Origin of the sequence: Streptosporangium sp. LJ11 (assembly GCF_051918945.1) — a bacterium.
GTDB lineage: Bacteria > Actinomycetota > Actinomycetes > Streptosporangiales > Streptosporangiaceae > Streptosporangium.
The window spans coordinates 71,124-96,780 of the sequence record NZ_JBPXMB010000011.1 but is presented as its reverse complement, the minus strand read 5'-3'; the positions used below and the strand labels follow the sequence as shown (position 1 = coordinate 96,780).

Below are 25,657 nucleotides of genomic sequence, written 5' to 3'. Positions count from 1 at the left end.
GCGGGCGAAGGACGCCGGGTCTCATCGGGTCTCATCGGGTCACCGCCCCACCCGTCGTCTCCTCACCGCCCGTCGCCGGGTACGCGACGGATGCCGCCGTCTCGGACGCGGCGAGAGCGCGGCAAGCCAGGTAGGCCAGATAGGCGAAGCCGGTCAGGACGGACAGTCGCTGGAACAGTCCGGCGGGGGCGGGTGACCAGACGCCGGCGTGGTCCAGGCCGTTCAGCATGCCCGCCACGAGCCAGAGGGCGACCACCAGGCCGCCGGTGGCCAGCCCGTACCACCGGGCGAAGCGACGCGAGTAGATGACGGCCGCCGCCGCGACGGAGAGGACCATGACCGGTCCGGCGATGTCGTGGAGGATGCCGTGCCAGGTCGTCCCGGCCACGGTGCCGGGAGGGCGGTAGGTCCCCGGGTCGATCACGAAGAGGCCGGCGGCGAACAGGGCGACGCCGGCGGTGGTCACGACCCGCGGACCCCAGGTCGCCGCGGGGCCGTCGGCGAAGACGGCGCGCAGGCCGCGCCCGAAGACGGTGATCAGGACACCGCCGATCAGGAAGCCGGCGATCTGGATCCAGCCTCGACCGGACAGGGCGAGTTCGCTGATCCAGCTGCGCATCGGGTCATAACCCGGCCGGATCGCTCCTTCGACCAGCCAGATCAGCGTGAACAGCGAGGTCCCGGCGATTCCGGACCACAGCGACGACCTACGAGCGTCCATTTATCTGCCTCTCTCATTATCTGCTCTGTGCAGATAATGTTATGCGCAGAGTATGAGCATGTAAGGTAGATGCATGTCAAGTGCCGAGCCGGTCGACCGTCAGGCCCTGCTGGCGCACCTGCAGGCCGAGCTCACCCAGACGATCGCCGCCGGGATCCTGTTCCAGCAGGCGGTGGCCGACCGCCTGGGGCTCAGCCTGGGCGATTTCAAAAGCCTGACCGCGCTGACCGGGATCGAGCAGGCGACCGCCGGGGACATCGCCGCCCAGACCGGTCTGACCACCGGTGCCGTCACCCGGATGATCGACCGGTTGGAGCGGGACGGCTGGGTCCGCCGCGAGCACGACCGGCAGGATCGCCGCCGCGTGCTCGTCCGGCCGGTCCCCGAACGGCAGGCGGAGATCCGGCCGCTGTTCGAGGGCATGTCGGAGGCCTGGGCCCAGGCCCTCGCCGAATACGACGACGACCAGATCGCCATGGTGCTCGACCTGTTCGGCCGGATGCGCGACGTCGCCCGCGAACAGGCCGCCCTCCTCCGCGAGGGATAACCGGGAAACACCGCCGGCCAGGTACCCCCTCCTCGAGTCGCGGACTCGTTCCGGCGCCCCGCGAAGCACGCCCACGCGGCGGCCGGGAAGAGATCCCTGCCCGCGAGTCCCGGCGACCGTTCCCTGGGCGTCCGGCCTCGCGCGGCGGGATCCACGGAGGCGAAGGAGACGGCGGAGACCTGTCCGGCATCTCCTCAGAAGGGTGAGACGGAGTTCACTTTTTTTCCATCCGAAATTGATCATTTTTTGGCTGGATGGCTGTACAGTCAACGATTGTCACTGACACCTCCTGATTTAGCCCGTCATGTCAGGAAAGAAGGCTCATGACTGACCGTCCGCCGCCAACTACTCCGCCAGGCGCCGCACGCGAGAATGGACTCAGGGCGGCCACCGCCTCGTACGAGCCATGACGCGAGCCAGTGAGGTGGGGAAGAGTGTCGCCACGATCGGCGCAGGCCAACGAAGTGATGCGCGAGCAGTCGATGGAGAGGATCCTCGCCGCCGCACTGGAGGTCTTCAGCGAGAAGGGCTACCACAACGCCACGATCTCCGACATCACCACCAGAGCCGGGGTCTCGCGCGGCCTGATCACCTACTACTTCCCGGGCAAGCAGAATCTCGTGGACAAACTCCTGGACCGTTATATCGACAGCGTGACCGGAATTCTCGACGTGACCGGCACGCCGGACGAGCGGCTGGCCGCCATCATCGACGGCGTCCTGCTCACCGTCTCCCAGTCCCTGCCCGTGCAGCAGATGACGCTCAGCCTGGTGATCCACCCCTCCACCCACGGGCTCTTCGCGCAGGCGGAGGCCAGGAAGGAGGCCGGGGTACGCCGCCTGGAGGACGGCCTTCGCGAGCTGTTCGCGGCACGCGGCGCGGCCGACCCCGCCCTGGAGGAGGTGATGCTCCGCAGCGTGCTGGAAGGCGTCATCTTCAAGGCCGCCGTCTACCAGGACCAGTACCCGCTGGAGCGTGTCCGCCGCCGCCTGTACGAGATGTACGAACTGCCCGACCCGAGAGCCGCCCTCATCCAGAACGACCCGCCGCCGGTCGGCCGCATGCGCGCCGCCCGAACCGGGGAGTGACCCGCCCCCCTCTCCGCGTGGCGTGACGTCATCTCCTTCCTCCCCCATCACGCATGGAGAACCGACGATGGACGTGCGCGTACCGGCCGCTCGGCCGGAGCCTCCCCGCGGGCTCACCACGGCAGGCACGAGCCGGACGGACCCGAGGGGCCGATCGGGCAGGGCGAACCAGGCTCATTCCACGAACCAGGCGTGCTCGACGGACCCGGCGGCCGGCGCCGGCCTGACAGACCGGGCACCTGACGCCCTGCCGGGCCGCGGCGCCGAGCTGGCCGAGCTGAGAAGACTGGCGGCCCGCGCCGGAGAGTCGGCCTGCGTGGTGGTGGACGGCGAACCGGGTATCGGCAAATCCCGGCTGCTGTCCGCGTTCGCGGCCGTCGCCGCGTCCGACGGCGTCGCGGTGCTCACGTGCCGGGCCACGGAGATCGGCAGCGGCGTCCCCTGGTCACTGGTCCTGGACGCCCTGGACCACGCGGGAAGTCAGCCGGACCTCGCCGCGGACGCCGACCGGCTGCGCGCCAGGCTCGTCGCGCCCGCCCCGCCCGCCGGGAACGGCGACCGGGCGCCCGGCGCGGAACGGCACAGGACGCACCGGCGGGCCCGCGCCCTGCTGGAGGCGCGGGCCCTGCCGTCCGGTCTGGTGCTCCTCCTGGACGACGTGCACTGGGCCGACACGGCCTCCGCCGAACTGGTCGACTATCTCGTACGGCACCCACCCCGGGCGACCGTCACCGTCCTGGCCACCCGCACCGGCAGGCTGCCGCCGATGCTGGAGCGGTCGCTGGCGAGCTCCTCCGCCCCCGTGGCGCGCATGCGGCTGGGCCCGCTGCCGGCGAAGGACGCCGAGTCGCTGACGCCGGGGAAATCACCGGCTTACCGGCGTCGTCTGTACGAGATCAGCAGGGGAAACCCGCTCTACCTGGAGATCCTGGGCCGGCTGCCCGAGCGTACGGTCGACGAGCTGTGCCGGGGATCGGGGTGCGGCGACGGCGGGCGGACGGAGCTCGACGTCCTGATCGCCCGGGAGCTGGGGACGCTCGGGACCTCCCTGACCAAGGTCCTGCAGGCCGCCTCGGCAACCGTCGGCGCGCTCGACCCGGCAATCGATCCGGCACTGGTCGCCTCCATCGCCGAGATGCCGGAGGAGGAGGTGCGAACGGCGCTGGACGACCTCGCGGCGCGGGACGTGCTGAGCGTCACCGACGGACGGCTCCGGTTCCGTCACCCCCTGGTCCGGGCCGCCGCGTACCGCATGACCACGCCGTCCTGGCGGTCGGCCGCCCACCGCCGCGCGGCCGACCACCTGGCAGGGCGGAACGCGCCGCCGTCGGTGCGCGCCGAACACCTGCGGCACGTGGTGCGGCCCGGCGACGCCGCCGGAGCCGCCCTGCTCGCCGAGGCCGCGCTGAACTCGGTGAACGTCGCCCCCGCGACCGCCGCCCGCTGGCTGCGCGCGGCCCTGCGCGCGCTGCCCCACGACGCGGGAACGGCCGGACGGCGGGCCGAGCTCCGGCTGGAGCTGGCCAGGGTGCTCGGGCCGGCGGGCCGGTTCAACGAGGCCCGGACGGTCCTGCACGAGCTGGCCGCCGACGGCGGCGCGTTCCGGTCCGCCGCCCTGGAACGCCTGGGCGCCACGGAAAGGGCCCTGGGCAGGCTGCCCGAGGCCCGTGCCCTGCTCGGCTCCGAGCTGCGCAGGGCGACCCGTGGCAGCGCCCGCGCGCGGAGCGCGTTGCTGGTGGAACTCGCCGCCGTCGACATGATGCGAGGCGACTGGCGTGCCGGGGCCGAGCTGGCCGCCGAGGCGCTCCGGCTGGCCCGCGGGGAAAGCCGCCCCGGGCTCCCAGCCACCGCGATCACCCTGCTGGCGCTGGCCGAGCTGTACCGGTGCCGGTTCGACGAGGGCCGCACGCTGCTGCGGGAGGCCCGCGAGCGCGCCGACGCGCTCACCGATCCGGAGCTGCGCGCCGCCCTGGGACTGATGGCGGCGCTGGCCTGGGCCGAGTTCCTGATGGACGAGCACTGCGACGCGCTCCGCCACGCGGAGCGCGGGCTGCGGGTCGCGCGCCGGTACGGGCACGACGACGTGGTGCCGCACCTCTACCTGGTCCGGTCCGTCGTACACGCCCGTCTCGGGATGGTGCCCCAGGCACTGACCGACGCGGAGGACGGGGAGGAGGTCGCCCGGCGTCTCGACAGCGCGGAGACGCACACCCTCGTCCTGGCGGTCAAGTCCCGGCCGCTGCTGTGGCGGGAGGGTCCCGGCGCCGCCCTTCCGCCGGTGACGGCCCCGCACCACCGGCAGGGCCCGCGTCCCGCGTGGTGGCGGGACATCGCCGACCACGCCCTGGCGGAAATACGTCTCCTCTCCGGTGACCCCGACGGGTGCCGGGACCTGCTGGAGGCACGGTTCGGCCCCGACCCGGAGGGGCTGGGGCCCCACGCCCCCTCGGTGTACGCGCTGCGCTCGCAGGCCGAGGTCGCCCGCGGTGACCTGGACAGCGGCCGGGAGTGGTACGCGCGGGCGAGGGCGGTCGCGGAACGAGGAGCACCGCGGGCCCAGCTGAGCTCCGTGGCCTGTGCCGGGGCGATCGTCGCGCAGGCGCTCGGCGACCGTCCGGCCGCGGTCGCCGCCGCACGGTACGCGGTGGACCGCTTCGCCGGGGAAGGGCTTCCGATCGACGAGGGTCTGGCGCGGATGCTTCTCGCGGAACTCGGCGGCCGGCTCGGCGACACCCGCGCCGCGCACCGCGAGCTGGGGAGCGCCAGGGAGCTGTTCACCGGATGCGGCGCCTCCTGGCTGGCGCAGCGGGCCGGACGCGAGCAGCGCCGGGCGGGGGCCCGCGGATCGCGCGGGGCGGAGCTCGCGGCGGAACTGTCCGGCCGGGAGCGGGAGGTCGCCGAGCTCGCCACGGAAGGGCTGACGAACCGGCAGATCGCGGAGCGGCTCTTCCTCAGCCCTCGTACGGTGGAGACCCATCTCGCCCGGGCGTTCCAGAAGATCGGTGTGACCACGAGGACCGCGCTGGCGCACCGGATGGCAGGGACGGGCTGACCCTCCGGCGCGGTCCTCCCGGCGGGCCGGCCCACCTGAGGGCCGGCCCGCCGCCCGAACGGTCCGCCTGACCGCCGCTCCCCTCGTCCGCTCGGCGGGCCCCGCCGGTCACCGGCTCAGCGGGTGCCGCCGGACGAGGTCGCGCACGTCACACGCAGCGGGACGTCATCTGGCATTCGAGCGGGCTTCCCGTCAAGCTCGGCAGGCACACGCTGGCGACCGTCATGGAACCGCAGCCGAGCGGGTCCGTCAGGCCGCCGCAGCAGCCGAGGCTGAGCAGCCTCTCCGTGGTGGCCGCGTGGGCTCCGCTCGCCCCGGCCATTCCCAGGTCGATGGAGCCGGCGGGATGGGTCGCCTCGTCGAACGAGCCGGCCCTGCCGTCGGGGTCCTTCCAGAAGCGGACGATCTCGTCTTCGGACATGACGTGTTCCTTTCGTGGTCATCCGGATGCCCGTCCTCCCGCCGCTTCCGGCGGGAGGACGGGCGGGGTCGAGGTCGGGGGTCAGGGGTTGAAGTGGGGCTTGCAGCAGCCCACGGTCACCGCGGCGCAGGTTCCCACCCAGGCCGAGCTTCCGCAGCTCGGCCAGCAGCTCACCGCGTCGGTGAGGACGATGCCGCACGGGAGGGACGTCACGTCGTTCCCCCCCGACACGGTCGTCAGGTCGAGGTTCATGTCACCCGAGGGGTGCGACATGCCGTCCCCGCGGAACTCGGGGTCCTTCCAGGCTCTGACCAGGTCGTGGTTGTCGATGGACATGATGGGCTTCCTCCGGTCGGTGGTGCTTTCGTTCCGCGCGGTGGACACCGCGCCGCTAGGGAAGAGCCGGGCCCACGGCCGCGGCCGGCTCGGGCGCGGCCCGCTCGGGCGCGGCCGGTGGGCCGAACAGCTCTCGGTAGGTCCCGGACCGGCTGATCAGCTCGTCGTGGTCGCCGCGGTCCACGACCCGGCCCCGGTCCATGACGACGATCTCGTGGGCGTTGAGGACGGCGCTGAGCCGGTGCGAGATGACGATCCTGGTCACCTTCAGCGCCGACAGCGCGGCGTCGACACGCCGTTCGGTCTCGGGGTCGAGGTGGCTCGTCGCCTCGTCCAGGATGAGCAGCCGGGGCCGGTGGACCAGCGCCCGGGCCAGCGCCACGCGCTGGCGCTGGCCGGCCGACAGCGATGCTCCGCCCTCCCCGACCGTGGTGCGGTAGCCCATGGGCAGGTTGAGAACGTCCTGGTGCAGCCCGGCCATGGTGGCCGCCTCGACGACGTCGGCCTCCGTGGCGTCCGGGTTGCCGAGCGTGATGTTGTCGCGGATCGTGCCGTTGAACAGGGACAGTTCCTGGAGCACGGCGCCGCACCCCTGGCGCAGTTCGGCCAGGTCGAGCTCGCCGACGGCCAGGCCGTCGTGGCGGATCAGCCCCGTCTCGGCCCGCAGCAGGCCCAGCACCAGCAGCGCCAGCGTGCTCTTCCCGGAACCGGTACGCCCGACGACGCCGAGTTTGGTGCCGGCGGGCACGTCGAAGGAGACGTCGCGCAGCACGGGCGGCGACTCCGGCGCGTACCGGAAAGTGACGTTCCTCGCCTGCACGGAGACGGGCCGCCCGCCGGGAAGCACCTGGTCGCCACCGGCCTCGGGCGCCGAGTCGAGGACGTCGTAGACGCGCTCGATCTGGCCGCGGAGCATGGAGAGCAGCTGGACGATGCCCACGAAGCCCATCAGGGGCGCGAGCACGGACATCGCCAGGGCGTTCGCCGCGAGCATGGAGCCGAGCGACATCCGGCCGTCGAGCACCAGCCACACGCCGCACCACAGCAGCGCGAGCGGCGCGAGCAGGGACAGCGCGGCCTGGCCCCCCTCGAACCAGGAGCTGGCCCTCCCCCGGCGCAGCATCGCCGCCTGGTAGGAGTCGAACAGCTCACGCCAGCGTCGCCGCGCCTGCTCCTCCACCCCGTTGGCCTTGACCGGAAGCATCGCCTGGAGCGCCTCGACGAGGTAGTTCTGCTCCTCGGCGCGGGCGGTCAGCTCGTGCTGCGACAGCACGCGCACCCGGCGGTAGGAGCTGAGCATCAGGCCGATCTGCATGACCGCGAGCACAGCGACGATCAGCGTGTACCACGGGCTGATGAGGGCCAGGGCCGTGACGTATCCGGCCAGCATCATCGTGTCCAGGCACAGCGTCAGCGCGTGCTGGGTGACCGTCTCGCGGCCCGCCGACACACTGCCGAGCCGCATCAGCAGGTCACCCTTGCTCCGCTGCAGGAAGAAGTCCAGCGGCAGCCGCAGCAGGTGGGCGACGAACCGCCCGACCAGCTGCTCGTCCGCCAGGGCCCGGAGCCTGAGCAGCATCCGGGAGCGGAACAGCGTCAGCACGCCCTGCATGACGACGACCCCGGCGACCGCGACACCGAGCACCCCGAGCAGGTCGTGGCGCGAGTCGGGGACCAGGTGGTCGACGACCACCTGGGTCGCCAGGGGCAGCGCCAGCCCGAGCGCCTGCATGGCGCCCGCCAGCAGCAGGATCACCGCGAGGATGCGGCGCCCGCCCGCCACGCCGACGAACTCGCGCATGTACCGAAGGAGCAGGTTCCGTCGCAGCGGGGCGCGGCGCCTGACGAACCCCTCGCCGGGCGAGAGGTCGATCAGCACCCCGCCGTACTCGCTCGTGAACTCCTCGCGGGACAGGACGCGCCTGCCCCTGGCGGGGTCGACGATGTGCACTCGGACCGGCCCGAACCGCTCCACCACGACGTAGTGGTCCCTGTCCCAGTAGGCGATGACGGGCCTGGTGGGCGGCGCCGCCAGCGGGTCCCCGACGCGCTCGGCGGTGGCGCGCATCCCGTGCCCGGTGGCCGCGGCGACGAGGCCGGCCGGGGAGACGCCGTCGCGTCCCGGTCCGAGCAGCTCCCGGCATTCGGAGACCGACGTGTCCCGGCCGTGGTGGCTGAGCACCATGGCGAGGCATGCCGCGCCGCATTCGGTACGGGTCATCTGGAGGCGGACGGGAACGCGGCGGCGCACGGTTTCTCCTCGCGGCGGGAACTCGGGATGCGGGAACGGCGAGTACGGCGGGCGGGCGGCTCAGGCGGATCGGGCGGTCCCGGGAGCGGCGGTCCGTGCCGGGAGCGGCGCGGCGGGGCGGGGCGGTGTGGGGCGGGGCGGGGTCAGCCGGTGGGCGGCGCGAGGAGCAGTACCGGCGACACCCGATCCGGGAAGGCGTGGCGCAGCAGGCCGTGCCCGATGCCGGCCAGCCCGGTCATCAGGCCGGGGGTGGGCACGCCCGCCGGGGTGCCGCAGCGCGGACCGGTGTCGAGCTGGTCCAGTACCACGCCGAGGCGGCGGTCACGCTCCTCCGCCAGATCGGTGCGGCCGGCCGCGATGGCGGTGGTGAGCAGTTCGAGGTTGCCCACCTCACCGTGACAGAGGCTGTGCCCGATCTGCGAGGGCGGGCCGGCGAGGAAGGACCGAAGCGCGAGGTCGAGGTCGCCGGCCAGGTCGCGGGCCAGGAGGGGGTGTTCGTCCGCGACGCCGCGCAGCAGCAGGTCGGCGCGGGCCATGCCGATTCCCGGCGCGCCGTGGCACCACCCCTGCATGTGGGGAGGCGTCCCGTCGTCGCCGGAGGACATCCCCGGGGTGTCCCGGTAGTCGGGCCAGTTGCCGGCGCGCGCGTCGAACCGGCCGCGCTCGTAGTCGAAGGCGGCGCGGGCGGTCTCGGCGTAGCGGGCCCGCGCCGCGACGTCGTCCGACGCCGCGGCGGCGCGGGCGAGCGCCCAGCCGATGCCGCCGGCGCCGTGGGAGAAGCCCGTCAGGGGCTGGACGGCCGGTACCGCGACCTGCCAGGCGACGCCCCGCCGCTGCGGCCTGGCGGTCTCGACCAGGCGGTCCGCACACGCGCGGACCGCCTGACGGGCCAGGGCCAGCCCGGTCGCCTCGTACACGGCCAGCAGCGCGCCGATGCCACCCGCCACGCCGCCGATGACGTCAAGCGTCTCGTCACCCGGGATACCCGCGACCATCGAGGCGACGAGCGGTTCGACCGCGTCACACAGGCCCGGATCGTCCAGGTCCCGCGCCAGATGCGTCAGCGCGTACGCCAGGCCGCCGTGCCCGTTGAAGGGCCCGCAGGGAGCGGGGACAAGAGCGGTGGCGTCGGCCGGCGGCGTGGCGAGGGCGTCGACGATCCGGGGCAGCGGGACCAGGGAGCGGCGGGCCAGATCGGCGTAGCGGTCCTCACCGGTGAGAGCCGCGGCCTGGGCGAGGAACAGGGCGACGCCGGGAACACCGCTGTAGAGGTCCATCCGCAGTGGGCTGACCACCCACCTCGTCTCCTGCAGCAGATCCATGCCGAGCCAGTTCACCCGCGACTCGTCGGCCAGCGCGAGATCGGCCAGCTGGTCGGCGATCCTCCGCACGGCGGCGAGGACCCGCTCCCGGTCGAGGGGGGCGGCGGGCGTCCCCGGCCTCCGATCGTGACCGGCGGAGGGCGACGTCGGGCCGAGGTCGGCGGGGATCGCCGCCTGGTCCGGCCGGGTCGCCATGGAGGCCCGGATGATCCACTCCTGCCGGTCCAGGTCGGCCTCCCCCATCGCCCTGATCTTCCCGGTCACGTGCGTCAGGCTCTCGCGGTCCAGCACGCCGGGCAGCCGGACGCCCCGGCCGCTCCACACGTCCCTGGTCGTCGGCCGGGTGGTGAACATGGGGACGTCCCCGGCCCACAGTTCCTCTTTCTCCAGGGGCACCAGCGGGCGGCGGACCGGATCGTTCTCCGCGAGCGCCCAGAGCAGGTCGAACACCCGATCGCGGTCGAGGGCGTCGCGCAGCACGTCCGGATGGGTGGACTCCATGAGGAGCATCCCGTAGATCCGGGTGGCCCTCATCACCACGCGGATCTCGTCGCCGGCGAAGCACTCCAGCAGGCCGCCGTCGCCCACCAGCTCGGCGTGGCCGGACGCGATGGCCCCGTACCCGGCCCGGAAGCCGGCGATCAGCTCTCCGGCGAAGTGCGCGGGGTTCACCATCCGGCCGTCGGCGCTGAGACGGTTCTGGCTGCCGGGGAAGACGGCCTGCTCGCGCACCAGGCGCATCTCGTCGGTCCCCGGCCCGTCCCACTTGACGACCTTGAACGGCATCGTCTGCCCCGCGTCGGCTCCGACCCCGCCCATGTCGAGGGCCTCGCCGTCCTCGTTCCACAACACGGAGGGCAGCAGCCCGATGCGGGAGACGGACTCCGCCAGCACGGCGCCGGCCGGATCCTCATCCATCCAGTCCACGCCGGACAGGCGCGGAACCTCGGGATGGAACACCGCCTCAAGGTCCACCAGGATCGGCTGCTCACCGGCGGCGATCAGGTTCTCGTAGTGGAAGTCGACCCCGTCCAAGGCGTAGAGCAGCGCCATCAGCGCACCCTGGCGGCGGTAGAACCGGCGGATCCCGTGCGGGTCCGCGTCCGGGTCGTACTCGACGAACTCCACCCACCCGTACCCGCCGCTGTCCACGACCGTGAGGGAGCGCAGGTCATAGCCCGGCAGACGGTCGTCCAGCCAGCGGATCGCCTCGTTGACGTGGGCGTGCACCGACAGCGGCCGGGGTTTGTACACCAGGCGCCCGCCACCGGCGAACCGCAGCAGCCCCACCGACCGGCCCCCCTGGTGCGCGTCGCCGACCCCGCCGCCCATCTTCACCTCCACCAGGCGCCCGGGGTCCTCGCCGCCGAAAACCGAGGTGACGAGCTCCGCGCGGTCCGCGGCCAGCCGGACCAGCAGCTCGTGGTACGTCTCGGCCGTCCGGTCGCACGCCTGGGCGAGCAGCCGCGCCAGGACCACGTACTCGGACATCAGGCCGGTCAGCCCGTCCTTCGTGGCGAAGTGCTCGACGAAGGACCTGAAGCGCCGCTGCGGGGTGTCGCCCCGGAGCCGGCCGGTGACGCGCAGCACGTTCAGCTCCAGGACCAGCGTGCGGGCGGCCAGCTCGGCCAGGTGCCCTCCCAGCTGTACGGCCAGCTGATGGCCGATCTCCACCAGGTCGATCAGGCCGTCCAGACCGTCGGCGCGTACGGCCGCGGCGAACCGGTCGACCGCGAAGCGCACGAACGGGGTGACGATCTCCAGGAAGCCCGTCTGCCAGGCCGACTTCCCCTCCGGCTCAGGGATCCCCTCCCGGTGCGGGTCTGGGGTCCCCTCCCGATGCGGGTCCGGAGTCCCCTCCCGATGCGGGTTCGGAGCCCGCCCTCCGGCGGGCATGGTCCGCAGCACCGCCTCGACCGTCTCGGCCCAGGCGGGACGGCCCGTCGTCGCCGTCGCCCGGCCGGCGAGATGCCCGGGATCCTCCGCGAGCAGCGCGTGCAGCCGTACGGCGTCCAGCCCGCGCTCCGCCAGGAGCGCGGCGAAACGTCCGCCCCCCGCCAGCCCGTGGGAGTTCTCCCAGCGCTCCAGCCTGCGGCGCGCCCGCTCCAGCCGCTCGCCGTCCTCCGGATGCGCGGGCCCCCCTGGCAGCCGGAGCCGCTCGGCCAGTGTGAGGCCGGGCGCCCACCAGCCGGGCGCCGGAGCCCCCGGCGCGTCGTGGGAGGAGGCTGCCGGGGCGGTGGGCCGCGCGTCGGCGGAAGCGGCCTGGAGCATGACGATTCCTCACTGAGCGGTACTGAGCGATCAGGTGGCATGGACCCCCGACCGCGGCACAGCTTCCGGCCCGGGACCGACAACAGCATGAATCGGCCGGCGGCGGGCAACATCCGTTGAACTACGTAGTTCCTCACCTACGTAGTCGTCCCCCCGAGCACCTCCACGGCGACGGCCCGCCGGGCGTCCGCCGCGGGACGGCGAGCCGGTCCCCGCGTGGTCGAGAGACCGGCACTCGCCCCATGACCCAGACCCATGACACAGAAAAGCTCCTGGTAGCCGGGGTGATCGTTCCGATCACGCCCGGCACACCCAGGAGCTTCAGGCGCCGTTCCACCGCGCCAAAGTCGATATGTCGTTCTCACCGCTGGACTTCGCGACCCCGCCGAGCCGGCCGCGGCGCGTTCCCGCCCTCACGGCCCGACTCGTACGCGGTCCGATGACGCCGCCTCGCCGTCCGCTCGCCGGCCTCCGGACGCCGGTGGGTTACCAGCGACCGCCCTTGGTGAGCTGGCCGCGGACCGCGCCGTCGGGGAACTGCTTGGTGTGCAGGTTGGCGTACCAGTTCCTCGGGTTGCTCTTGATGCCCTTGAGCAGGCTGGAGTCCTTGACGACGACGGAGCCGAAGCTCGTGTTGCCGCGGATCTTGCCGTTGGACAGCAGGTCGATGACGACGGGGCCGTTCTTGCCCGCCTTGCCCTTGTGGATGTGGAAGGCGCTGGGCTTGTCGGTCCGCTTCCACTGGACGAAGTAGTAGAAACGGTTCCCGTGGATGCGGAACTTCGCGATGGCCACACCGTCCCGGTCGTTGACCTTCTTGCCCGGCTCAGGGACCTCGTTCCTGCCCAGGAGCCCGGCGGCGAAGTAGTACTTCCTGGCCTGGACGGTCTGGACGGTCTGGACGGCCTGGGACGCCTGGCCGGTCGCCGCGCCGGTGATCGAGGCGGCGGGCGCGGCCGCCGCCTCGGCGGGCACCGCCAGCGCACCGGCGGCCAGCGCCACGGTCGCCGCGCCCACCGCCGCGCGGCTCATCGCGAGCTTCCAGGAGATACGTCCGTTGCCGAGCTGTTCGCGAGCATTCATGAGGGCCTCCGCCTTATTTTCGCCGTGCCGTTTTTCCCTGACACCGCAGACCGTTTTTCTGGACACCGCAGACTCTAGGCAGTCAGTCGCCTTTGTTATGCGTACAAATCCACACATGTCGCAAGGGTGGCTGAAGTCACACAATGTCCTCTAAATCCCCTCAAACTCACCCACCTCTGCCGACCGGGGCGCCATGAAGCCGGACAGACCACATGAAGGGGACGGCTCAGGCCGGATCTCGGGCGGCGCGCCGCTCGCGGAGCCCGGGACCCCGGGGGACGTTTTCGCAGGTCGGCTGGGACACTTGCCGGTGAGCCGCGTTCCTGTACGACGCTCTTACATCGCCTGTGGAACGCTCGGTGCAAAGCGAATGCTGAAGATCGGGTGGGAATCAGGTGTCATCAGGTAGCTGGGGATCCACATGGCGGCGTCCCGTTCGGGCGATCGCCTCGGCGGCGGGGGTCGTCGCGCTGGCTCTCGTGGCGGCGAGCTGTTCCTCCGGTGACACCGCCGACCAGGCGGTTCCCGTCGTACGGCAGTCGGCCGCCGCCTCACCGGCGGCGCCGGCGCCGGCCACCACGATCCGGAAGGCGCCGCCGGTCGACCCCGCGTGGCCCCGCTGGGGGTTCACCCACACGGGGGTGAGCGCCAACAACGTCACCGAGCAGTTCGAGCAGGTCGTGGCCGGGGCACTCGCGCGGACCCCGATGCTGCAGAACCAGCACATCATGGGGTTCGGGGCGCTCAACCCCCAGCCTCGCCCGCAGGAGTTCTTCTGGGAGGACCTCGACAGCCGGACGAACCTCATGAGGAAGTCCGGCGGCACGCAGGTCATCACGCTCTGCTGCGCCCCCGACTGGATGAAGGGCGGCCCCGAGGGCCCGACCTCGGACGCGGGCTGGGACGAGCACCTCGAGGACGCCCCCTACCCCAAGCACTTCGACGACTTCGCCAAGCTGTCGGCGACCGTCGCCACCAAGTACCGCGACGTCAAGTACTTCATGGTCTGGAACGAGTTCAAGGGCTTCTGGAAGGACCACTCCAAGCCCGCGGACTTCAAGGGCTACACCACGCTCTACAACAAGGTCTACGACGCGGTGAAGGCGGTCCGGCCCGACGCCCAGGTCGGCGGGCCCTACCTCGGCTTCGACAGCAACAGGACCGGCAGGTCCGAGCTGCGCGGGCCGTGGGGGGTCGTCAACCAGAACGCCCTGGACGCCTTCGAGTACTGGTTCGAGAACAAGAAGGGCGCCGACTTCGTCGTGGTCGACGGCGCCTCGCTGACCGACGCGCACGAGATGCTGCCCGACGCGTTCGGAGCGCTGAGCAAGTTCGGCGCGGTCACCACCTGGCTGCGGGAAAGGACCGGTGACATGCCGGTCTGGTGGGCGGAGTGGTACTTCGTCCCCGAGGACAAGACCACCTGGCCCGAGCCGATGCGACTCGCCGTCCAGGCCGCCTCGATGATCGAGTTCGCCGAGAGCGGCGCCGCCACGGCGCTGTACTGGAACCCGCAGTCCGTGAAGGGCTGCCAGGGGTGCATGTGGGATCCGAAGACCGGTGCCATGCTTCCCACCGGCAAGCTGGTGAGCGACTTCACCACCTGGTTCCCGGCGGGGGCCGAGCTGGAGAAGGTCACCTCCTCCGTTCCCGGGATCCGGGTGCTGGCCCAGCCGAAGAAGCTGCTGATGGTCAACACCACCAAGGCGGAGACCACCACGACCGTGGACGGCAGGGAGTTCACCCTCCGGCCCTACGAGATCAGGTGGAGCGACCGCTGACCCCCTCGGCGGCCCGGCTCGATGGAGCCGGCCGCCGGCCGGGCATGGAAACTTTCATCAGACCGTGCGGGGACACCCTCGCCGGTTCCGGCATCGGCCGCGTCCTTCACCTGCGAGGAAATGGCAGGGGGAGAGAGCGGGAGCCGGAGCCGCGTCCGTACCCGCACGCCGGTGATTGAAAATTTCGGCGAACAACTTTAACTTTCGGCGACAGGTGTGAGGCGTCGAGCGCCGGGGCCGCGACGGTCGGGGGGCCCCGGCGATCGGCCGTGGCCAAGAGGAGATCGACGATGTCCGACAGCGATGTTCCACGCCGGGCCCGACCTGGACCGGGGAGCGGCCGGATGAGAACGGCCCTGCGCGCGGTGTGCGCGGCCCTTCCCCTCCTGCTCGGCCTGGCGCTGACGACCTCGGTAGCGTCCTCGGCGTCCTCCGCCTCCCTGGTGGAGGTCACCGGCTTCGGGACGAACCCCAGCAACCTGCGGATGCACCTCTACGTCCCGGATCGGATGGCGCCCCGGCCCCCCATCCTGCTGGCGGTGCACTACTGCACCGGTTCCGGCCCGGCCTTCCACTCCGGCACCCAGTTCGCCTCGCTGGCCGACCGGTACGGATTCATCGTGATCTACCCGTCGGCCACCCGCAGCGGGAACTGTTTCGACGTCTCCTCCCCCGAGGCGCTCAGGCGCGGCGGCGGGAGCGACCCGGTCGGGCTCATGTCCATGGTGACCTACGTCCAGCAGCGTTACACCGCGAACTCCTCGCGGATCTACGTGACCGGCGCCTCCTCCGGCGCGATGATGACCGAGGTCATGCTGGGCCTGTACCCGGACGTGTTCCAGGCCGGAGCGGCCTTCATGGGCGTGCCCTTCGGCTGCTTCGCGAGCCCCTCGGGGTGGAACAGCGAGTGCGCCAACGGCACGATCGTGAAAACCCCCCAGGAGTGGGGCAACCTGGTACGGGCGGCCTACCCCGGATACACCGGCGCCCGGCCCCGCGTCCAGCTGTGGCACGGCACCGAGGACTCCACCCTGCGCTATCCGAACCTGGGTGAGGCGGTCAAGCAGTGGACCAACGTCCACGGCCTGAGCCAGACGCCGACCTCCACCGACACCCCCCGGGCGGGCTGGAACCGCAGCCGCTACGCCGACTCCACGGGCACCGTCAAGGTCGAGTCCTACAGCCTGCCGGGTGTCGGGCACAACCTGCCGCAGAGCGGGATGGCCGAGTCCGCGATCCAGTTCTTCGGCCTGGACACCTCCGGCCCCACCCCCACGCCCACTCCCACACCGACTCCCACACCCACTCCAACCCCCACACCCACCCCCACGCCCACTCCAACCCCCACGCCCGGTACCTCCTCCTGCCGGGTGACCTACAGCGCCAACAGCTGGAACACCGGTTTCACCGCCAACCTGTCCGTCACCAACACCGGCACCTCGGCGATCAACGGCTGGGAGCTGAGGTTCACCTTCCCCGGGAACCAGCAGGTCACCCAGGGCTGGAGCGCCACCTGGACACAGTCCGGCCAGGTCGTGACCGGCCGCAACGTCCCCTACAACGGCACCCTGAACCCCGGGCAGTCCGCCGGGATCGGTTTCAACGCCTCCTACAGCGGCACCAACGCCGCCCCCGGCTCGTTCACCCTCAACGGCTCGCCCTGTAGCTGACCACCCCGGACACGAACGGGAAACACCTCGGACCATCCCGGTCTCGGCCCCGGGTGGAACAGGTCTTCCCGCTTCTCCCGGCGACAGGCCCGCCGGCCGGTGGCGGGCCTGTCGCCGGCCTCCGCGGGAAACCCCGGAGAAGGCCGGCGAGACGGGCGCGGGAGCGGTCGCGTTCTCGTACGCCGGCTCACCCCGCGGATGCCGCCGACCGTCTCCGCCACCGGGCCGGGGCCGCCGAACGGGCGCGCCGCGTCACTTGACCGCTCCGATCGCGAGGCCCGAGATGAAGTGCCGCTGGAACCGCAGGAACACCAGCAGCGTCGGCACCGCGGCGATGATCGTGCCGGCCGCGATGACGTTCCAGGAGGAGACGAACTGGCCCTGCAGCCCGAGCAGCGCCGGGGTGACCGGCATCCTGGTGTCCGTACGCAGCACCGTGATCGCCCACAGCAGGTCGTTGAAGATCCAGGTGAAGGAGAGCGCACCGAGCGCGGCCAGCGCGGGCCTGGTCAGCGGCAGCACGATGCGCCAGAAGACCTGCGCGACGCCCGCGCCGTCGATGGTGGCCGCCTCCTGGATCGCGGCGGGCAGCTCGCGCATGAAACCGTGCAGGACGAAGGTGTAGAAGCCGAGGCCGAACGCGACGTGGACGGCGACCAGCGCGGCGAGCGTGTCGTACGTGCCGGTGAGCTCGGCGAACTTGGAGACCGGGATGAGCAGGATCTGCGGCGGCAGCAGGTTGCCCGCGAGCATGACCAGCAGCAGCGTGCGGCGGAACGGGATGCGGTAGCGGCCCAGCGCGAACGCCGCCATCGCCGCGAGCAGCAGGCTCAACGCCACCGCGGGCACGGTCACCAGGAAGCTGTTGACCAGCGACTGGAGCTGGCCGCCGTCGCTCCACGCCTGGCGGTAGGTGTCGAACGTGAACGAGCGGGGCAGGCTGCCCACGCCGTTGGCGGCCACGTCGTCGAAGGTGCGCAGCGAGGTGAGCACCACCCAGATGATCGGTGACAACCAGAGCAGCGACAGCAGCGTCATGCCCCCGTGGAAGGCACCGGTCCGAAGTCCTCTTGTCATGATTCCTCCCGGAACGCACGGACCAGGTAACCGAGGATCACGACGAGCGCGAGCGCGAAGATGACCACCGCGATGGCCGAGCCGTAACCGAGGCGCAGGCTCTGGAACGCCGCCGAGTACATGTAGGTGCTCAGCAGCTCGGACGAGTGGTACGGCCCGCCCCTGGTGAGCGCCCAGACGATGTCGAAGGAGCGCAGCGAGTCGATGACGATCACCGAGAGCACGACGGCGTTGACCCCGCGCAGCTGCGGGAGGGTGACGTTCCTGAGCCGCTGCCAGCCCCCGGCCCCGTCCACCTTGGCCGCCTCGTACAGGGCCGGGTCGATCGCCTTGAGTCCGGCTAGGTAGAGCACCATGACGTAGCCGATCTGCCGCCAGAGGGCGGGCAGGATCACCGCGTAGAGCGCGGTGTCCGGGTCGGCGAGCCAGGGGCGGCTCAGGTGCTCCAGCCCGACCGCGGCGAGGACCTGGTCGGCCAGCCCGTCCGGCTGGTAGAAGACCCGCCACACCAGCGCGGTCACGACCAGCGAGAAGACGACCGGCGTGAACAGCGCCGCCCGGTAGAAGCCGACGCCCCGCCGGTCGCGCTGCAGCAGCAACGCCATGCCGAAGCCGCCGAGCACGGAGAGGCCGCCGAAGAGCACCAGCCACAGCACGGTGTTGCCGAGCGCACCCCGGAAGATCGGATCGCCGGCGAGCTCGGTGAAGTTGGCCAGGCCGACGAACTCGGGCGGGGTGAGCCCGTCCCAGCGCGTCAGCGACAGGTAGAGGCCCTGCGCCGCGGGCCAGAAGACCCAGACGCTCTCCACCACGAAGGGCACCAGGACGAACACCGCGAGCAGCGGAGACAGGCGCTGAACCGATCGCCGCCGCTTCGCCGGTCCGGCCGGGGTCGCCTGCAAGGGGGTGGCCGCCACGTCAGCCCTTGAAGACCTTCTGCGCGGCCGTCTGCCATTCGCTCAGGATGGTGTCGATCTCGTCCGGCTCGTCCATGAACCTGGTCAGCGCCGTGTCGGCGGTCGGCTGCAGGGCGTCGCTGGAGTCGCGGTTGAAGAACTGGGTGAGGTCCGCGGCCTCGTCCAGCATCGCCTTGCCCTTGGCGACGAGCGGCGAGTCGGCCGCCTTGGCCCTGGGGTTGGCCGGGAGCACGATGCCGGAGCTGCTCGAGATGTAGAGCTCCTGCGCCTCGGCCGAGGCCAGGTAGGTGAGCAGGGCCTTGGCCCCGGCCGGGTTCGCCGACCTCGCGCTGGCGAAGAAGCCGTCGGTCGGCGCCTCCTCGACGATCGGCACCCCGGGATCGATGATGGGGAACCGGAAGAAGTCCAGGTCGTCGAGGGCGTCCTTGGGGGCGGCGTCGGCGAAGAAGGTGCCGATGAGGAACATCCCGGTCTTGCCCCCGAGCAGGGCGGTGGTCGCCTCCTGGAACGGGTACGCCTTGCCCTTCGGGTCGAAGTAGGGCAGCGCCTCGCGCCACCTGGCGAAAACGGCCTTCACCTTGGGGTCGTCGAAGCGCTGCTCGCCCGCGAGCAGCTCCCGGTGGAAGCCGGCCCCGTTGATCCGGATGTTGAGGTAGTCGAACCAGATGGAGGCCACCCACGGGGTGTCGCCCAGGCCGATGCCGATCGGCGGGATCCCCTTACTCTTCAGCGTCTCGCACAGGGTGAGGAACTCGGCCCAGGTCTTCGGCTCCCGCACGCCCCACTTGGCGAAGTTGGACTTGCGGTAGAAGAAGCCCCACCAGTAGTTGTTCATCGGCACGAAGACCTGCTTGCCCTCGCCGTCGGTGGACAGCTCGCGCAGCGCCGCGGGGTAGTCGCCCATCGAGCCCCACACGTCGGAAACGTCGAGCAGCAGGTCCTTGTCGGCGTAGTTGTTGGCGACCGAGCCCGCGTACCAGGTGTAGAGGTCGGGCGGGTTGGCCGAGGTGAGGTAGGTCGGCAACTGGGTGCGGTAGGTCTCCGAGGCGACCGTGTTGAGCGTCGCCGTCCCCTTGCCCAGCGCGTTGAACCCGTCGACGACCTTCTGCATCGCCGCCTTGGCCTGCGGCGAGGAGAGGTTGGACTGGAGGGTGACCGGCCCGGCCGGGGTGGCGACGGACGAGGTGGCGGCCGCCGTCGCGGCGGGCTTCGTCGCGGAGGTGGCGCAGCCGCTCGCCAGCCCGGCGGCACCGAGCGCGCCCAGGCCGGCGAGCCCCATCTGCCCGAGGAACCGGCGGCGACCGGGGTCGAAGTCGCTCAAGGGTGTTCCCTCCTTCGTCGACACGTTACGTGACATTCGCTTTGTGTCGGTCATGTGAACGTCGTGAGCAGAAGGTTGCATCGGCCCTCATCGACTGTCAATATATTTCATAATTAATGATTTAACTGAGATCGGCGGAGCGACGGGAGGATGGTCATGAACCGGCTTCCGGAGAAGATCAAGCTGGTCACAGAGGTCTCGGCGGGCACCGGGACGGCGAGCGCCCGGCGTCCCGCCGCCGAGGGAGCCGCCGTGGTGCCGCGGTGGGGCCGCCGGACGTGCTGGACGCCCGCGACACGACGGTCCTCGCGGACGAGATCCGGCCCCCCGGCGGGCGATCACCGTCCGTGGCCGCCGGCGTCCGGGACGAGACCCGCGGGGCCGCGGCGGTCGCGGTGGTCGCCGCCGTCGCGTTCCTCGCGCCGCCGGACGCGGCTCACGCGACCGTCGCCGGTCCCGTTGTGGACGGCGGCCGGACCGCGGTGAAAGCCTCGGCCTGAAACATCGATCACCAACAGGGAAGGCGCGAAAACCTTGGCACGGTACGCACATCGCGGCGTCCACGGGCAGACCGTCGAGATCGTCGCACGGCGAATCCTCAGCGGCGGGATCGCCGAGGGCGAGACGCTCAACATCGTGGCTCTGCAGGAGGAGCTGGGTGTGAGCCTCACCGCACTGCGCGAGGCACTCAAGGTGCTCTCCGCCAAGGGCATCGTCGACGCCCGGCAGCGGCGCGGCACCTTCGTGCGGCCGCGCACCGACTGGAACCTGCTCGACGGCGATGTGATCCGCTGGCAGTTCGACGAGCACACCGACCCCCGGCTGCTGGACGAGCTGCACGAGGTACGCACCATCGTGGAGCCGGCCGCCGCCCGGCTGGCCGGCGACAGGGCCACGGAGGCGGACCTCGCCGCCCTGGACGCGGCGCTCGACGCGATGGCCGCCGCCGACGGCGACCCCGTCGCGGCCGTCGCCGCCGACCTGCGCTTCCACCGCGCGCTGCTCGCCGCCACGCACAACGAGCTGCTGGAGCGGATGGAGATCGTCATCGAGACCGGCCTGGCCGAACGGGACCGCCTCGTGCACGGCGGCGAGCACCACGACGACCCGGTGCCCAGCCACCGGGCGGTGGTCGAGGCGATCCACGACCGCGACCCGGACGCCGCCGAACGCGCCATGCGAGAGCTGCTGGCCAAGGCCGTGCACGACGTGGCCAGGATCCGCCGATCGAAGGAAGACCAGTGAGGACCTCGCAGGACTCGAAGCTCCCGGCCTCCACCCGGAGGCCGGGGAACCCCCAGGACTCGCAAGACGTGAAGGAAGCGCAGTGAAGATCGAGCGAGTCGAGACCTTCCTCGTCCCGCCGCGCTGGCTCTTCTGCCGCGTGGAGACCGACGAGGGCATCGTCGGCTGGGGCGAGCCGGTCGTCGAGGGCCGCGCCGAGGTGGTGCGGGCGGCGGTGGAGGTGCTCGCCGGATATCTCGTCGGCGAGGATCCCCTGCGGATCGAGCACCACTGGCAGGTGCTCACCAAGGGCGGCTTCTACCGGGGCGGCCCCGTGCTCTCCAGCGCCGTCGCGGGCCTCGACCAGGCGCTGTGGGACATCGCGGGGCAGGCGTACGGCGCCCCGGTCCACGCGCTGCTCGGCGGCCCGGTGCGCGACCGCGTCCGGGTGTACTCCTGGGTGGGCGGCGACGAGCCCGGTGAGGTGGCGGCGGAGATCGCCGCCCAGGTCGAGGCGGGTTTCACCGCGGTCAAGATGAACGCCGGCGGCCGCCTCTCCCCGCTGCCCACCTCGGCCGAGATCGACGACGTGGTGCGACGGCTCGCCGCCGCCAGGGAGGTGCTCGGCGACGAGCGCGACGTGGCCGTGGACTTCCACGGCCGGGCGGGCGCGGCGGCGGTCCGCCGCATCCTCCCCGAACTCGCGGCGCTGCGGCCGCTGTTCGCGGAGGAGCCGCTGCTTCCCGAGCAGGGTCACGCCCTGCACGACGTCGTCACCTGCTCGCCGATCCCGATCGCCACCGGCGAGCGGCTGTACGGCCGCGCCGAGTTCCTCGAACCGCTGCGGGCCGGTGTCGCCGTGGTGCAGCCGGACCTCTCCCACGCGGGCGGCATCTCCGAGGTACGCCGCATCGCGGCCCTCGCCGAGACCTACGGGGCCCTCCTCGCGCCGCACTGCCCGCTCGGCCCGATCGCCCTGGCCGCGAGCGCGCAGGTCGCCTTCGCCACGCCCAACTTCCTCATCCAGGAACAGAGCGTCGGCATCCACTACCACGAGGGGGCGGACCTCCTCGACTACGTCGTCGACCCCGAGCCGTTCCGTTTCGTCGACGGGCACCTGCGCCGGATGGACGCCCCAGGTCTGGGCATCACCGTGGACGAGCGGGCGGTCCGCCGCGCCGACCGTACCGGCCACGCCTGGCGCAACCCGGTCTGGCACCACGACGACGGCTCGTTCGCCGAATGGTGACCGACCGGCTCGCCCCGGTCCCGCCGCGCCGGCGTCCGCGTCGAGCCGAGGCCCGGCTCCGCGCTCGACCCGACCGGCGCGGGACCGTACCCGCCTCCGGAGCGGTGACCCGGCGGCTCACCGTCTCCGCGTTCCACACCGACCACAAGGACGAATGCCATGCGAATGCCTGACGCCCAGGTATCCGACATCCTCACCCTCGGAGAGACGCTCGTCAGCCTGTACGTGCAGGGACAGCGCCTCGACAGCGCGTCCTGCCTCGCCAAGTCGATAGCCGGGGCGGAGGCGAACGTCGCCATCGGCCTGGCCAGGCTCGGCGCGCGGCCCGCGATGATCTCGCGGGTCGGCCCCGATCCCTTCGGCGTGGAGGTCCACCGCACCCTGCGCGGGGAGGGTGTGGACGTCGGCCACGTGAAGACGGGCGGGTCCCCGACGGGGATGATGGTCAAGGAGGTGCTCGGCCCGCATCTCACGAACGTGTACTACTACCGGGCCGGATCCGCCGCGACCGAGCTGACCGGCGCCGACGTGCCCGGCGAGCTCGTCGCGGCGGCCCGCCGCGTCCACGTCACGGGCGTCACGCTCGCCCTCGGCGAGGGGCCCGCCGAGGCCGTGCGCACCCTCGTCGGCCTGGCCCGCGACCACGGGGTGCCGGTGAGCTTCGACCCGAACATCCGCCGCAAGCTGTGGACGCTCGAAGAGGCCGCGGCGGCCTGCCGCACGCTGCTGCCGGACGTCGACGACCTGCTCCTGGGCGAGGACGAGGCGCTCGCCATCAGCGCGACCACCACCTGCGCGGACGCGCTGAGCGCCCTGACCGACCTCGGCGTCCCCCGGGTCGTGATCCGTCGCGGCGAGCGCGGGTGCGTCGCCGCCGAGCGGGGCGGTGAGCCGGTCGACCTGCCCGCCCACCCGGCCCCGGCCGTCGTCGACACCGTCGGAGCGGGGGACGCGTTCACCGCGGGCTACCTGTTCGAGCTGCTCCGGGGCCGCTCCTTCGCCGACGCCCTGCGGACCGGGTCGTGGACCGCCGCCCAGGTGGTGGCCCACCGGGGCGACTACGAGGGATTCCCCCGCTCGCACGAGTACGACGCCTTCGTTTCAGGACAGGGAGGATTCGATCGATGATCGACCTGGTCAGATCCCATCGGCTGGTGGGGATCATCCGCAAGCGGAGCGAGGACGAGGCGCGCGCCGCCGCGACCGAGGTGCTGGCCGCGGGTGTGCGGCTCATCGAGATCACCATGACCACCCCCGGCGCGCTGCGGCTCATCCACGAGCTGACCGGCGCGTGGCCGGACGCCGTGGTGGGCGCCGGGACCGTGCTCACGGCGCGGGCGACGGAGGAGGCGATCGAGGCCGGTGCCCGCTTCGTCGTCGCGCCCAATGTCGACCGCGCCGTCATCGAGGCCGCGCACCGCGGCGGGGCCGCCGCCATGCCCGGGGCCTTCACCCCCACCGAGGCGCTGACCGCGATGAGTTTCGGCGCGGACGTCGTCAAGCTCTACCCCGCGTCCGGGATCGGCCTGGCAGCCTTCGGCGACCTGTCCCGCGCCCTCGGCCAGGTGCCCTTCATGCCGACGGGCGGGGTGACCGTACAGGACGCGCCGGAGTGGATCCGCGCGGGGGCGATCGCCGTCGGCATGGGCGACGCCCTCACCCGGGCGAGCACCGCCGAGCTGGCCGGCCTCCTGGCCGGGCTCGGCGGCACGGGCTGATCGGGTCGAACCCCGTACCGTCCTTGACCGGCCGCTGTCTCGGCGTCGAGGACTTCGGTACCGGGGCCGGGCGCGGGTCCGGCCGTGAGGCCGCGACACCGCCGACCGGCTCCGGACCCTCCACGGTGACGGCACCGTCCGCGGCGGCCGGGCAAGCGGGCGTTCAGGCAAGGGAGCGTTCAGCGGGTGCCAAGGCGGGTGCGCCAGCCTGGTCCGCATGCCGTTCCTCCCGAGAACCCATGAGATCCCCGCCGGTGTGGAGCACGTGAGGTTCCACATCCGGCCCATCACGATTCACGACGCGGTGCGCGACTTCGACGCCGTGATGAGCAGCGCGGCCCGGCTGCGGGAGCGCTTCCCGCTGTGGGGCTGGCCGCCCGGCGACATGACGCTGGAGGACAACCTGATCGACCTGGCCTGGCACCAGAAGGAGGCCCTGCTGCGCAGGTCTTTCAACTACGCGGTCATGAGTCCCGGCGGGTCCCGCCTGCTCGGCTGCGTCTACGTCGATCCTCCGGAGAAGCGCGGGGCCGACGCCGACGTGTCGTTCTGGGTACGGGCCGACGAGGAGGGCACGGGCCTGGAGGAGGAGCTGGAGCCGGTGGTCCGCGCCTGGCTGGACGAGGCGTGGCCGTACGCCTCGGTGCGCTGGCCGGGCAGGGAGATCTCCTGGGAGGAGTGGGACCTCCTGCCGGACGCGCTTCCCGCGGGCGGGTGAGGTGCCCCCGCCGCAGGTGAAAGGCGCGGAACGCCTTCCCTGACCCGCCTGGGAAGGTCCCGGCCCGCCCCGGCCCCCGGGTCCAGAATGCGGACAAAAATCCATTAACGCCAACAAGATAAACCAAAAGTGCAATACGCCTTTGGACCCGCCGGGACACTCCCCGATCGCTACTCTTCGCAATGAAAAGTCAACGGTGAGTAAAGAGGGCGTTCATGGGGCGAAGACTGATGGTGATGACGGTCGCGGGGGCGGGGGTGGCCGTCGTCGCCGGGGCGGTGCTGTTCCTCTCCGGCGAGCAGGGATCCCAGGCCGCGAGGTCCACCCTGCAGATGCCCGCGCGGGAGGACCCGCTGACCGGCCAGGAGGTCGCCCAGGCCACCACGATCGCGTCGGCGGGGTCCAGATCGCACATGGCCGCCGGGCGGATCAAGCTGCTCTACGTGGAGCGCGACGACGACAAGGACTCCTCCGACCGCCGCCGCGCCGACGCGTACCTCTACGACTACGGCAACGACAGGCTCATCGTGCGGACCGTCGACCTCGGCCGCGGCGCGATCGTGCGGGAGACCGTGGCGCGGGGGGTGCAGCCGCCGCCGTCGAAGGAGGAGGAGACGACGGCCGCCGGTCTCCTGCTGTCCCACCCGGGATACGGCAAGATCACGCGCGACGCGTACGCCAGGGCCGGGGGCGGCCGGCTGAGGTCGGCGGCGGACCTGGGGCTGCGCGGGCTGATCTTCACCCCGTTCGGCGAGAGCGGCCCCGCCGGGCAGTGCGAGGTCCACCGGTGCCTGCGGCTGTTCGTCCGGCTGCCCGACGGCACCTGGCTGGACACCAGCCGGATGGTCGTCGACCTGTCCGCCAAGAAGATCCACACCCTGGAGTGGTAG

Annotated in this window: 22 protein-coding genes; 12 read left to right on the top strand and 10 right to left on the bottom strand. The window is 72.0% G+C overall.

Features of this window, described 5'->3' with window-relative positions:
• Positions 1 to 31 precede the first annotated feature (31 nt).
• On the bottom strand, positions 32 to 721 hold the full coding sequence (locus ACTOQ3_RS17865; RefSeq protein ID WP_440084511.1) for a DUF998 domain-containing protein: 690 nt from the start codon (positions 719 to 721) through the stop codon (positions 32 to 34).
• A 73-nt stretch (positions 722 to 794) separates the two neighbouring features.
• On the opposite strand from ACTOQ3_RS17865, the gene ACTOQ3_RS17860 reads away from it, so the two are divergent.
• The 3 genes from ACTOQ3_RS17860 (at position 795) to ACTOQ3_RS17850 (ending at position 5,408) form a co-directional block, all read left to right on the top strand.
• Entirely contained in the window at positions 795 to 1,268 is a 474-nt protein-coding gene (locus tag ACTOQ3_RS17860) for a MarR family winged helix-turn-helix transcriptional regulator (RefSeq protein ID WP_440084510.1), read from the top strand.
• 434 nt (positions 1,269 to 1,702) lie between these two features.
• Complete coding sequence (locus ACTOQ3_RS17855; RefSeq protein ID WP_440084509.1) at positions 1,703 to 2,356, top strand: TetR/AcrR family transcriptional regulator; 654 nt, start codon at positions 1,703 to 1,705, stop codon at positions 2,354 to 2,356.
• 67 nt (positions 2,357 to 2,423) lie between these two features.
• Positions 2,424 to 5,408 carry an ATP-binding protein gene (locus ACTOQ3_RS17850; RefSeq protein ID WP_440084508.1) on the top strand — a complete coding sequence of 995 codons (2,985 nt, stop codon included), beginning with the start codon at positions 2,424 to 2,426 and terminating at the stop codon, positions 5,406 to 5,408.
• Between the two features lie 148 nt (positions 5,409 to 5,556).
• Here the strand turns inward: ACTOQ3_RS17850 and ACTOQ3_RS17845 are convergent, their stop codons facing one another.
• The 6 genes from ACTOQ3_RS17845 to ACTOQ3_RS17820 form a co-directional block, all read right to left on the bottom strand.
• Positions 5,557 to 5,829 carry a hypothetical protein gene (locus tag ACTOQ3_RS17845; RefSeq protein ID WP_440084507.1) on the bottom strand — a complete coding sequence of 91 codons (273 nt, stop codon included), beginning with the start codon at positions 5,827 to 5,829 and terminating at the stop codon, positions 5,557 to 5,559.
• 81 nt (positions 5,830 to 5,910) lie between these two features.
• Positions 5,911 to 6,165 (bottom strand): hypothetical protein, encoded by a 255-nt coding sequence (locus ACTOQ3_RS17840; protein WP_440084506.1) that lies wholly within the window; start codon positions 6,163 to 6,165, stop codon positions 5,911 to 5,913.
• A 55-nt stretch (positions 6,166 to 6,220) separates the two neighbouring features.
• Positions 6,221 to 8,416 carry a peptidase domain-containing ABC transporter gene (locus ACTOQ3_RS17835; RefSeq protein ID WP_440084505.1) on the bottom strand — a complete coding sequence of 732 codons (2,196 nt, stop codon included), beginning with the start codon at positions 8,414 to 8,416 and terminating at the stop codon, positions 6,221 to 6,223.
• A 143-nt stretch (positions 8,417 to 8,559) separates the two neighbouring features.
• On the bottom strand, positions 8,560 to 12,009 hold the full coding sequence (locus ACTOQ3_RS17830; protein WP_440084504.1) for a type 2 lanthipeptide synthetase LanM family protein: 3,450 nt from the start codon (positions 12,007 to 12,009) through the stop codon (positions 8,560 to 8,562).
• A 486-nt stretch (positions 12,010 to 12,495) separates the two neighbouring features.
• The gene (locus ACTOQ3_RS17825; RefSeq protein WP_440084503.1) at positions 12,496 to 13,092 is read right to left on the bottom strand and encodes a CHRD domain-containing protein; all 597 of its coding nucleotides are present in this window, start codon (positions 13,090 to 13,092) and stop codon (positions 12,496 to 12,498) included.
• A gap of 391 nt (positions 13,093 to 13,483) precedes the next feature.
• On the bottom strand, positions 13,484 to 13,723 hold the full coding sequence (locus ACTOQ3_RS17820; protein ID WP_440084502.1) for a hypothetical protein: 240 nt from the start codon (positions 13,721 to 13,723) through the stop codon (positions 13,484 to 13,486).
• A gap of 10 nt (positions 13,724 to 13,733) precedes the next feature.
• Between ACTOQ3_RS17820 and ACTOQ3_RS17815 the strand changes: the two genes are divergently transcribed.
• Complete coding sequence (locus ACTOQ3_RS17815; protein ID WP_440084501.1) at positions 13,734 to 14,873, top strand: xylan 1,4-beta-xylosidase; 1,140 nt, start codon at positions 13,734 to 13,736, stop codon at positions 14,871 to 14,873.
• Between the two features lie 344 nt (positions 14,874 to 15,217).
• The gene (locus ACTOQ3_RS17810) at positions 15,218 to 16,543 is read left to right on the top strand and encodes an extracellular catalytic domain type 1 short-chain-length polyhydroxyalkanoate depolymerase (RefSeq protein ID WP_440084500.1); all 1,326 of its coding nucleotides are present in this window, start codon (positions 15,218 to 15,220) and stop codon (positions 16,541 to 16,543) included.
• Positions 16,544 to 16,795: 252 nt separating this feature from the next.
• On the opposite strand, the gene ACTOQ3_RS17805 is transcribed toward ACTOQ3_RS17810, so the two are convergent.
• Genes ACTOQ3_RS17805 through ACTOQ3_RS17795 form a run of 3 tightly spaced genes read right to left on the bottom strand, consistent with a single transcriptional unit; the run spans position 16,796 to position 19,858 of the window.
• A complete protein-coding gene (locus ACTOQ3_RS17805) occupies positions 16,796 to 17,620 on the bottom strand; it encodes a carbohydrate ABC transporter permease (RefSeq protein ID WP_440069227.1) in 825 nt (274 codons plus the stop codon).
• Positions 17,617 to 18,537: a carbohydrate ABC transporter permease gene (locus ACTOQ3_RS17800; protein ID WP_440084499.1), complete on the bottom strand. Its 921-nt coding sequence runs from the start codon at positions 18,535 to 18,537 to the stop codon at positions 17,617 to 17,619. The genes ACTOQ3_RS17805 and ACTOQ3_RS17800 overlap by 4 nt, the downstream gene beginning before the upstream one ends.
• Position 18,538: 1 nt before the next feature.
• On the bottom strand, positions 18,539 to 19,858 hold the full coding sequence (locus tag ACTOQ3_RS17795; protein WP_440084498.1) for an ABC transporter substrate-binding protein: 1,320 nt from the start codon (positions 19,856 to 19,858) through the stop codon (positions 18,539 to 18,541).
• A 263-nt stretch (positions 19,859 to 20,121) separates the two neighbouring features.
• Here ACTOQ3_RS17795 and ACTOQ3_RS17790 point away from each other — a divergent pair, with 263 nt between their 5' ends.
• From ACTOQ3_RS17790 to ACTOQ3_RS17760, 7 genes are all read left to right on the top strand, one after another.
• Entirely contained in the window at positions 20,122 to 20,358 is a 237-nt protein-coding gene (locus ACTOQ3_RS17790) for a hypothetical protein (protein ID WP_440084497.1), read from the top strand.
• A gap of 34 nt (positions 20,359 to 20,392) precedes the next feature.
• Complete coding sequence (locus ACTOQ3_RS17785) at positions 20,393 to 21,103, top strand: FadR/GntR family transcriptional regulator (RefSeq protein WP_440084496.1); 711 nt, start codon at positions 20,393 to 20,395, stop codon at positions 21,101 to 21,103.
• 82 nt (positions 21,104 to 21,185) lie between these two features.
• Complete coding sequence (gene dgoD, locus ACTOQ3_RS17780) at positions 21,186 to 22,331, top strand: galactonate dehydratase (RefSeq protein ID WP_440084495.1); 1,146 nt, start codon at positions 21,186 to 21,188, stop codon at positions 22,329 to 22,331.
• Between the two features lie 159 nt (positions 22,332 to 22,490).
• A complete protein-coding gene (locus tag ACTOQ3_RS17775) occupies positions 22,491 to 23,459 on the top strand; it encodes a sugar kinase (protein WP_440084494.1) in 969 nt (322 codons plus the stop codon).
• Entirely contained in the window at positions 23,456 to 24,049 is a 594-nt protein-coding gene (locus ACTOQ3_RS17770) for a bifunctional 4-hydroxy-2-oxoglutarate aldolase/2-dehydro-3-deoxy-phosphogluconate aldolase (RefSeq protein WP_440084493.1), read from the top strand. Before ACTOQ3_RS17775 ends, ACTOQ3_RS17770 begins: the two co-directional genes overlap by 4 nt.
• Before the next feature lie 217 nt (positions 24,050 to 24,266).
• Positions 24,267 to 24,767, top strand: a complete 501-nt coding sequence (locus tag ACTOQ3_RS17765) for a GNAT family N-acetyltransferase (RefSeq protein ID WP_440084492.1) — start codon at positions 24,267 to 24,269, stop codon at positions 24,765 to 24,767.
• 215 nt (positions 24,768 to 24,982) lie between these two features.
• Positions 24,983 to 25,657 (top strand): hypothetical protein, encoded by a 675-nt coding sequence (locus ACTOQ3_RS17760; RefSeq protein ID WP_440084491.1) that lies wholly within the window; start codon positions 24,983 to 24,985, stop codon positions 25,655 to 25,657.